This is a genomic window from Streptomyces sp. NPDC012510 (assembly GCF_042955065.1).
In the GTDB taxonomy this organism is placed as follows: domain Bacteria; phylum Actinomycetota; class Actinomycetes; order Streptomycetales; family Streptomycetaceae; genus Streptomyces.
Map to the genome: position 1 here is coordinate 1 of NZ_JBIBEN010000051.1, position 9,393 is coordinate 9,393.

Sequence of the window (9,393 nt, forward strand, 5' to 3'; positions counted from 1 at the left end):
TCACCGAATCCGAGTACGACAGCCTCGGCCGTGTCACCAGCGTCTGGCTGCCCAACCGCCTCAAGTCCCTCAGCCAGAAGCCGAACTACGTCTACGCCTACAACATCACCAACTCGGACCTGTCCTGGGTGTCGACCGCAGCACTGAAGGGCGACGGCTCCGGCTACAACACCACCTACGAGTTCTACGACAACCTCCTGCGCACCCGGCAGGTCCAGACCCCGACCCCGGTCGGCGGACGACTGATCTCTCTCACCCGGTACGACAGCCGAGGGCTGGCGGTCAGCACACAGGGCGACATCTGGGACAACACATCCGCCCCCTCAAGCAGTCCGGCGCAGACGGAGGGCAGCCAGGCCCCGATCCAGACCGACACGACGTTCGACGGTGCCGGCCGCGCCACCAAGGCGGTCACGAAGACGCACGGCGTGACCCGCTGGACCACGGAGTCCACGTACACCGGTGACACGGTCACCTCGTCCGCCCCGCCGGGCGGCCAGGCCACCGCGGTGATCACCAACGCCCTCGGCCAGCTGACCGAGCGCCGCGAGTACGCGGGCCCGGACCCGACGGGTACGGACTACACGACGACCACCTACACGTACACGGACGCGGGCCAGCAGGAATCCATCACCGGCCCGGACCAGAGCGTGTGGTCGTACACCTACGACCTGTTCGGACGCCAGATCACCGCGACCGATCCCGACAAGGGAACGGCGAAGTCGGTCTACGACAGCCTCGACCGCATCGAGTCGACCTTCAACGTCGAGGAGGAGAACAAGAAGCTCCTCTACGGCTACGACGAACTGAACCGCAAGACCGGCCTGTGGCAGGGCACGAAGACCGACGCCAACAAGCTCGCCGCCTGGACCTTCGACACACTGGCCAGGGGACAGCTGGACACGGCGGTCCGCTATGACGGCGGCTCGGTCGTGCCCGGCAAGGCGTACACGAAGAAGATCACGTCGTACGACCCCCTGTACCAGGTCAAGGAGAGCCAGCTCCTGCTCCCCGAGAGCGATGAGCTGGTCGCGGCGGGTGTCCCGAAGACCTTGTCGTTCGCGACGGGTTACCGCCTGGACGGGACGATCAGTCTGTCCTCCCATCCGGCGGCGGGTGGTCTCCCTTCGGAGTCGGTCGGCTACGAGTACAACGCGACCGGACAGCAGATCGAGTCGGCGGGGACGACCGGCTATCTGCAGGGCGCGGTGTTCTCCCCGCAGGGAGATCTGCGTCAGCTCACGGTGGGCATTGACGGCACGGCCTCGGCGAAGAAGGCTTACCTGAACTGGGACTACGAGTCCGGGACGCGCCGCCTGACCCGCTCCTTCGTCACTGACGATGTGCACGGCTACATGCCGCAGGAGCTGAAGTTCACCCAGGACGACGCGGGCAACGTCACGTCGATCTTCGACGCAGCCACCCAGGGCGGCACGGTCAAGCCCGACTACCAGTGCTTCACCTACGACGGCCACCGCCGCCTGACGCAGTCCTGGACCCCGAAGACGGCCGACTGCGCCACGTCCGGCCGCACGGCGTCCAACATCGACGGCGCTGCCCCGTACTGGACGTCGTACACGTACACCGCGGCCGGCCAGCGCAAGACCGACACCAAGCACGCCGGCACGGGCGACAGCACGACGACGTATACGTACGACGACACCAGTGCGACCGGTGACAAGAAGCCCCACACCTTGGACAACACGACGGGTGCCACGGCGGCTGTCTACGACTACGACGTCAACGGCAACACCACGTCCCGCCCTGGTCCGAAGTCCACGCAGTCTCTCCTGTGGAACGGCGAGGGCAAGCTCGTCAAGACCACCGAGGGCACGGCGGAGACGAGCTACCTCTACGACGCCGACGGGGAATTGCTGATCCGCCGCGCCAAGGGCGACGGCGACACGATCCTCTACCTGGGCGGCACGGAAGTCCGCCTCACGGTCAAGGGCACGACGAAGACCCTCTCCGGCACGCGCTACTACACCGCCAACGGCCAGACGATCGCGGTCCGCACGGCGACCGCGGGCACGTCGGGCTCGAAGCTGAGCTTCCTCGCCGGCGACCACCACGGCACGTCCAGCCTCGCCCTCGACGCCACGACGTACGCGGTCACGAAGCGGTACACGTCACCGTTCGGCGCCTCGCGCGGTACAGCGACCGGTCCTTGGCCGGACGACAAGACCTTCCTGGGCAAGCCGGCGGACGCGGGCACGGGGCTGACCCACATCGGGGCACGCGAGTACGACCCGAAGACGGGCCAGTTCATCAGCGTGGACCCCCTACTGGAAGCCGGCAAGCACCAGTCACTCAACGGCTACAGCTACAGCGAGAACAACCCCGCCACCCTCTCCGATCCGAGCGGCCTCGGCAGCTACGAATGCAAGGAAGGGATCCTCGATCACTGCAACAACGGCGTCCCCACCAAGAAGTCGAAATACCATCCGGAGAGGGAACGCAACACCGGCGGAACGGCCAGCACCAACAGCGGCGGGCACACCAGTAGCGGTGGGGACGGGGCGAAGCCAGGCCCTGGTGACCCAGACAATGGCTGCGGTTCCTGGGGCCCCCTGTCTGGAATCTGCTCCGGCGTTGGAGAGACATTCTACGGGATTGTTTCGAACGTTCCCCACATGGCCGAATACGGCGGATGGATCTTTGACGGCGACTGTCGAGGAGGTGGAGGTCCCGGCGAGCCAGGATGTGACTATGGCGCCCAGTTCGACAACTGGATAGCTAGTCAAGGCTATGATATTTCCAGTGACTCCTACCAAGTCCCTAGTGCCCTAGCAGCAATATTCGGGAGCGGCAGGGGCGGGGTCTTCGCTGCGAAGCCCAATACGAAGTCGGGCAAGCCTACCTATGGTGATCGGAAGGCAAGGGATCGTGCGGGTTCCCTCACTGGAAAGACCACTACGAAAACCCACTGGGCGAGAGTTGAGGTGACACGCGACGGGCAGCTGGTCGTGACCTACTCTCTAAGAAGCGGCAGTATGACCCCTGAGGAGAGTCAGACTTCGAGCCACACCGAAGCCCGTGCCATCCGGATGTCTGGGGCCACCAGCATGGATATCAACGGCGATCCCTACTCGAAGCTGGCACCCATCAACCCAGGCGACACGGTTACCATTCACGGACTGAACCCTCCATGCACCCCCTGTCAAGGAAGGATGCAGAAAGCGGCACAGGAATTGGGAGTGACCTTTGTGTACAAGAACAACGGTAAGGAATGGAGTTGGAGTGGATGAGTAGCATTTCCCCCTATTGGGAGATCGCGGCACTGGTCGTCGGGGAAGAAGTTCCCGGTGTTACTTTCTCGGTCTTCATTGGTGACGGAGATGACGCGGCGGCGAACGGCTACTATTTTGACCTCCAGCGTTTTCTGGACGATCAACCGGACGAGCAGAATGTCAGGAATGAAACGGATAGTTACTGTGTCGTAAATGAGAGCGGGGGTGTTCACTATGGCGGCCTTAAAGGGGTATCTCTATTGCCTGGCCTTCTGACTCTAAGCTTTGACGACGAAGCCGTTAAGGCACTGAGCTTGCCTTCTAATATCATTCCGTTGGGGATTGCATCGGGGGTTGACTTCAACGAGCTGAGGGCCGGACTCCATCGCGTCCTCACATACGGAAATCCGCAAAAACTACCGAGACTGAATCTAGGATGATCGGTCGACGTGGGGGATCGATCGCAGGGCGATTGTAAATTCGCGGTGATCTCGTAAGTGTTGCAGTTCGCGGCGGTTCAACGTGGTGGATGGATGAGCAACCGCACGCAACGAAACTCCGTTGCGGAGGCGCCCTTTTTCACCTGAGGGCGGCCAGTCTGCACTGGTCGCCCTGGAGGAAAAGGGTCCAGGACAGAACTACAGATGATCGACGTCTCAGCCTCGATCCACCGCGTGGTGATCGTCTTATGGACGGAGAAATAGGGAGAGGTGCCTGCTGACCTGCGCTTTCAACAGCCGCGCACAGCAAGGCGCCTCTGAAGTGAAAGTCTTCCACAGACACGGCATCTGTGGTTCCCGTCATAGCTGGTCCTGGAGAGCGTGTCGGTGCTGGTGGCGGGCTTGTGCGACGGCGTAATGGTGGCGGCACAAGGTCACGCAGTGCGCTCTTTCAGCGTGGCCACCGATGGAGTGACAGGAGCAGTGGCCACAACGCACAAGGCTCCCGTGCCGTTGAGGGAGGTGTTCGAAGTCTCAACCCGTCGGCGCAGGGGCCTTATTGGTCCCACATCCTGCCGTACCCGACCTGCCCACGCGCTCATCGAGTGGGTCACCATGCTCATCGTCACCCCGAGGGTGACCGGCGGTGTAAGCTCCCGCCACATCCGTGTGCCCTGGTCGCGCTGGTGTACCTACGCCAGCACGAGCCGCTCGCACAGATCGCCGCCGGATTCGGCGTCTCGGTCGGCACCGCACACGCCTACGTCAAGGCGGTCGTCGATCTGCTGGACATCCGCGCTCCCGGTCTGCTGCGTGCTCTGCGCGAGGTGGACCCCGAGTTGGTCCCGCTCGACGGCACCCTCGCGAGTGCGACCGGGTCGGCGACGCTCGGACCGACTATTCGGCCAAGCACCGCCGCCATGGGGTGAACGTGCAGGTGGTCACCGGTCCCCACCGCCGGGTGCTGTGGCCGTCCCCAACCCTGCCGGGGCGCTGTCACGACCTGACCGCGGCCCGTGCCCACCGGATCATCAGGATCTGCGAGCACCAAGGCGTGCCGGTTCTAGCCGATCGCGACTACATCGGTGCCGGCGCGTGGGTAACCACACCGGCCAGACGGCCTGCTGGAGGCGAGCTGAAGCTCACCCAACAGACCGTCAATCGGGCGCTGTCGAAGGCGCGGGCCCCGGTCGAGGGTCGAGTCGCCAGGCTGAAGTCCTGGCGGATCTTCCGCAGACCGCGATGCAGCCCGAATCGAATGACGTCAATCGCCGCAGCCGTCCTCACACTGGGGCGGCAACGCTGAAAGAGCTCGCTGACTCGGGACGGCGCCGACGGGCTGGTGAAAGGCCAGCAGTGGCTTGTGGGAGGTCACCTACAACTCAACCCCAACACCTCGTTGCGCCGCTCAGCGACGCCCCCGGTGGCCAGCCGGTGGCCAGACGCCTTTGGACGGCGCGGCACGAGGCATCACCGATCAGGACCCCGCAGCCGCTCTGATCAGGCAGGACAGCGTAAGGCAGCACCAACTGGTACGAGGCAAGATGACCGCTCACGGTCTCGTAATGCGTAGGTCTCGGGTTCGAATCCCGAAGGCGGCTCCATGGTGAACCCCAGGTCAGGCCTTTGACCTGGGGTTTCGTGTTTCGGATGACCTTGAAATCGACCCAATTGAGTACGTGCGGTCTGTGCATCGACGCCGACCCGGAGCCCCGCGACGCAGCCATCGGATACGCGCTCGCCGCGGCCTTCGGTACTGGAGCCGAGCCGATGTGGAAGTTGACCCTTGAAGCTGTGCTCGCCATGTGGCCATAGGAGTGAAGGCGTCGCTCACCCCTCCGGCGGCGGCAGCAGGTGCGAGCAGGTCGAGCGGGCGACGAGGGCGATGCCGTCGTAGTCCTGCACCGGCACCAGCGGCGCCACATGGAAGCGGTAGAAGAATCGCGGCACACTGGCACCGAAGCCGCGCTGGGCATGTGGGGTATACAGCCACTGCGCGTCCTCGGGTGAGGTACCGTCGGCTCGCAGGTCGGTGTAGTAGTCACCGAGGACGCTGTCGGCGAGCTGTGCCTCGATGGACCGGAATCCCGTGCCGATGCGGTGCCGAACCGGCGAGCCCTGGAAATCGTCACCGCGCCGTGCGAGGAAGGAGCCCTTACCGAAGAGCAGGGCCAGCGCGTAGTAGGCGTCGCCGTAGCGTTCGCGGAGCCCGCTGCCGAGCGCGGGCACGTTTTCGCCGTATGTGCTCTTCGCGATGTGTCCGTTGTGCGCCCAGAGCATGATCCGCGCCTCGGGGTTGTCGTCCACGAGCCGTGCCACGGCCTCGGCCATGTAGCGGTCGCGTACGGCGAATACGCTGTCCGTGCCCGAGCGCTGGTCCGGGGAGCGGGTCACCAGATCGGCGGCACGCACGAGGATCCGTGCGTGTTCCAGGGCTTCGTCGATGCCGTCCGCCGGTTCCGATGTCTCGTCCGCGGTGTGCTGGGGCAACTTCTCGCGGAGGGCCTCCAGGAAGTCGACGAGAGCTTCGGCGCGGCGCATGAGCGTTTGTCGTGAGTCGGGCTGGGACGCCGGTCGAGCTTGCTTCAGTACATCGAGTTCGCGTATCTCCTCCGTCCGCTCGGGTGCGACCCGCTGGAGGAAAGCGGCGACTGCCTCGACCGAGTCGGTGCTGCGCTGGGGGTCTGTGCCGACGAAACGGACCCGCCGTTCCTCGGGGAGAGCGCGGTTGTGCTCGCGCAGCCACTCGACGAGGTCGAACATCTCCTGTGTGCGCCAGGTCCAAAATCCCAGCCTGGCGACGAGCCGCGCTGGGTCGCCGATGCCGTGCCGCACGTACGCGTCCAGGGCGTGGGCGGCGGACTCGCTGGCTTCCATGGCGAGGACGCCGAATCCCGCCTCTCGCACAAGGAACTCGATGATCCGGTGCTTCAGCCGGAAGAACTCGCTGGTGCCGTGGGTGGATTCGCCGAGACCGACGATCCGCACACCGCGCAGGATGTCGCGGAGCGGTTCGAGGTCGTCGGCGGGAGCGCCCGGTGTCAGCGTGCTGAGCGGTCTGGCGTGCTCGGTCAGCCAGCGCGCGATGTCGGCGGGCACTCGGTGTCTCTTCTCGTGGGGCGGCTGGGCGGCGCATGGCGGGTCCGGGATGCCCTACCGGATCGGGTGACCGTTCTCCAGGCCCCGGCACGAGGCGAGGATGTCCTGGAGGTCTTGCACGGCCTCCGGTTGGCCATGTTCGGAATACACGCCGACGAGGTTGAGGACAACTTCGTCCACGCCGGCCCGGCCGTATTCGGCCAGTTGTACGGCGACTTCCTCGGGCGTGCAACTGGGCTGGCGCCAATGTGATTGCTGGAATATCAGAGGGAGGCGTCGGAGGCAGAGCAGGGGCCGGTACCGGAAAGCGCGGAACCAGCGGAGGATGCAATTGCCCTCGCAGACACCGATGTCCTCATGGCGGACGGCGAAACTCGCGATATTGAGGACATCGATGTAGGTGATGAGGTGCTGGCCGCAGACCCGGAAACGGGCGAAGTGGCACCTCGCAAGGTAACGCGCCTCATCCGCACAGGCGACGACAAGAAGTTCAACGAACTGTCCATAGCCACCGATGACGGTATCGAGCAACTCGCTGCTACTCAGGAGCACCCCTTCTGGTCGCCCCACCCCGTAACCGGCGAGACCACCACGGAAACGGTCACCCCGAGATCAAGGGCGAGGGTGTCAAGCACCTGGTCGAGATCACCGTCGACACTGACGGCGACGCGGGCACTGTGACCGACACGATCACGGTGATCGACCGGCATCCCTTCTGGGTCCCCGAGCTCGGGGAGTGGATCGACGCCACCGAGTTGAAGTACGGCCAGTGGCTGCGCACCAGCGCGGGCGCACTCGTCCAGATCACTGCGGTGGAACGCTGGACCAACAGCTCGGCCACGGTCCACAACCTCACCGTCAGTGACACCCATACGTACTATGTGCTGGCGGGTGAGGCTTCGGTCCTCGTCCACAACTGTGCCTCAGGCGGTGGGACCAGGGGGCCGCCTGGCTCAGGAATCCGGTGACTCCTATGAGGACTTCCTTGTGGACCACCTCAGTGGCGTAGGCCGGTTCTTCGAGAGGAAGGCATCCGGCGGAAACACCCGTCAATACGATGGCGCATTCGTTGACGGTGCCACAGGTCGCGGTACGTGGTACTAGGCGAAGTCCGGAAGATTCTGTGGGAGGACACGCTGGCTGACCCCAAGCGCTTGGCGAAGTTCAAGGGTGTAGAGGGGGAGAAGCTTTCGATCGCGCAGGAACGGGGGATTGACTACCGAATCATTTTGGAGAATCCAATCCCAGTCGAATTCACGGCCTGGTTCAACAAGAAGGGCATCCCGTGGGAAGTGATCCCGAGGTCGTGATGCCCGTGTGAGAGTGTTCAGATGAACCGGCGCGCCCCTCTTCGTCCGCAGTTATTCGAAGAGGGGCGCGCCTGGTCTCGGAGAGGGGTTCCTATGGGGTTGTGCCTGTTTCCCGGTGATTGGGACGTCGAAGGGCCGGACGCGTGTTTTTCGTATCGAGAGTTCGCCGCTTTCCGTAGGCGTCTGGCTTCGGAGGAAGGGTTCTCTCTGGATGCTATGCAGGGATTTGGTGGTGAAATCGCATGGGATGATGTCGCCACCGTTCTCGAGCCGCTCCTCAACCACCCGGACGATCACGGGAGAAATCTCACCCCTGAAGAATGCGGGCCGATCTTGTCGCGTCTTGAAGGTTTCCTGACGGAGTGGGAGGCGAGTCCGGAACCGAACTCTGAGTGCGGGAATCAGATCAGAGAACTTCGTGATCTTGTCGTCGTGCTCCGGGTCTGCGTGCAAAAGAATGTGGAGATGTGCTTCATGTGAGACCTCAGCGCGTCCACTCGCAAATAGGAATGTCGCAGAGAACGTTCTCCCTGTCTGGATGAATGGTGCTCAGGAGGCAGTGGGGAACTCGAACACCATGCTGACGGTGACGCTTGACGGCCTTCCTGGTGCTACCCTGGCCGAAGCGTTCGCGAATTCCTATTTCGTGGTGTGCAAGAGGGGTTGAGAAGAATTCTGGGAGGGGGCGGCTCGGGTACGGATCGGCCGGACAGTCCTCGCGAGGCGGGGCTGCCGGAAAGGCTGTCGGACATCGTGGCGGAGGACGCCCGGTGGATGGCCTCCGAAGCGGACATCCGACACATCAGGGATGTCTGGGATGAGCTGGGAATCCACTGCTCGCCGACGGCGCTGCGTTTCGTCGAGGCATTCAACGGAACTGGCTTCGACTACACCCGCCATCTGCTCGATCCAGGGACGCACAGATGCGAACTGAACGCCGAGCGCGCCAGTCGCATCGTCAACGGCGAAAAGCTGAGGGGATACGAGCAGCGAACGGGAGAGAATCTGACGCCCGTGGGCACCGCGGCTTCCGGTCCTCTCGTGCTCCTCGTCGCCGAGGGGGGCCGGACGTACGGCGCCTACGATGCGTTTCTCGCCGTCTACGGCGGAAGCCCGGAGGAAGCATTGGTGCATCTGGTCGACAGAGTTCGTCCTGAGCGGCTGAACTGACGGCGGCCATGACACACGACCGCTGGCCGTGATGTGAGAAGGCCTTTAGCCTCGAAGTTTCGTGACGGTCCGCCGACGGAGTCGGTGGACTGTTTTCGTGCTGTGGGCTGAGGTTGTGCATGCTCAGGACCCGAGTGTCGTCTC

6 protein-coding genes and 3 pseudogenes are annotated in these 9,393 nt (G+C 63.9%); 8 read left to right on the plus strand and 1 reads right to left on the minus strand.

Annotation, left to right across the window (positions count from 1 at the left end):
* The 3 genes and pseudogenes from ACFY9I_RS41885 to ACFY9I_RS41895 form a co-directional block, all read left to right on the plus strand.
* On the plus strand, positions 1–3,248 hold a 3,248-nt coding region (locus tag ACFY9I_RS41885), incomplete at its 5' end, for an RHS repeat-associated core domain-containing protein (protein ID WP_391012625.1).
* Positions 3,245–3,670, plus strand: a complete 426-nt coding sequence (locus ACFY9I_RS41890; RefSeq protein ID WP_391012628.1) for a hypothetical protein — start codon at positions 3,245–3,247, stop codon at positions 3,668–3,670. The genes ACFY9I_RS41885 and ACFY9I_RS41890, both read left to right, overlap by 4 nt.
* Before the next feature lie 559 nt (positions 3,671–4,229).
* A pseudogene (locus ACFY9I_RS41895) lies at positions 4,230–4,976 on the plus strand (transposase family protein).
* 524 nt (positions 4,977–5,500) lie between these two features.
* Here ACFY9I_RS41895 and ACFY9I_RS41900 read toward each other — a convergent pair.
* Positions 5,501–6,769 carry an erythromycin esterase family protein gene (locus tag ACFY9I_RS41900; protein WP_391012631.1) on the minus strand — a complete coding sequence of 423 codons (1,269 nt, stop codon included), beginning with the start codon at positions 6,767–6,769 and terminating at the stop codon, positions 5,501–5,503.
* Between the two features lie 317 nt (positions 6,770–7,086).
* Here ACFY9I_RS41900 and ACFY9I_RS41905 point away from each other — a divergent pair.
* From ACFY9I_RS41905 to ACFY9I_RS41925, 5 genes and pseudogenes are all read left to right on the plus strand, one after another.
* Positions 7,087–7,344 (plus strand): annotated as a pseudogene (locus ACFY9I_RS41905) (Hint domain-containing protein); the annotation flags it as partial.
* 1 nt (position 7,345) lies between these two features.
* Positions 7,346–7,695 (plus strand): annotated as a pseudogene (locus ACFY9I_RS41910) (polymorphic toxin-type HINT domain-containing protein); the annotation flags it as partial.
* A 477-nt stretch (positions 7,696–8,172) separates the two neighbouring features.
* Entirely contained in the window at positions 8,173–8,559 is a 387-nt protein-coding gene (locus ACFY9I_RS41915; RefSeq protein WP_391012634.1) for a hypothetical protein, read from the plus strand.
* A 58-nt stretch (positions 8,560–8,617) separates the two neighbouring features.
* Positions 8,618–8,746: a hypothetical protein gene (locus ACFY9I_RS41920; RefSeq protein ID WP_391012636.1), complete on the plus strand. Its 129-nt coding sequence runs from the start codon at positions 8,618–8,620 to the stop codon at positions 8,744–8,746.
* An 86-nt stretch (positions 8,747–8,832) separates the two neighbouring features.
* Complete coding sequence (locus ACFY9I_RS41925) at positions 8,833–9,249, plus strand: SUKH-3 domain-containing protein (RefSeq protein ID WP_391012639.1); 417 nt, start codon at positions 8,833–8,835, stop codon at positions 9,247–9,249.
* Positions 9,250–9,393 lie beyond the last annotated feature (144 nt).

Excerpts from the sequence above, each read along its gene's own strand:
- ACFY9I_RS41890 (WP_391012628.1), top strand. The coding sequence starts at position 3,245 with ATGAGTAGCATTTCCCCCTATTGGGAGATCGCGGCACTGGTCGTCGGG.
- ACFY9I_RS41920 (WP_391012636.1), top strand. The coding sequence starts at position 8,618 with ATGAATGGTGCTCAGGAGGCAGTGGGGAACTCGAACACCATGCTGACG.
- ACFY9I_RS41915 (WP_391012634.1), top strand. The coding sequence starts at position 8,173 with ATGGGGTTGTGCCTGTTTCCCGGTGATTGGGACGTCGAAGGGCCGGAC.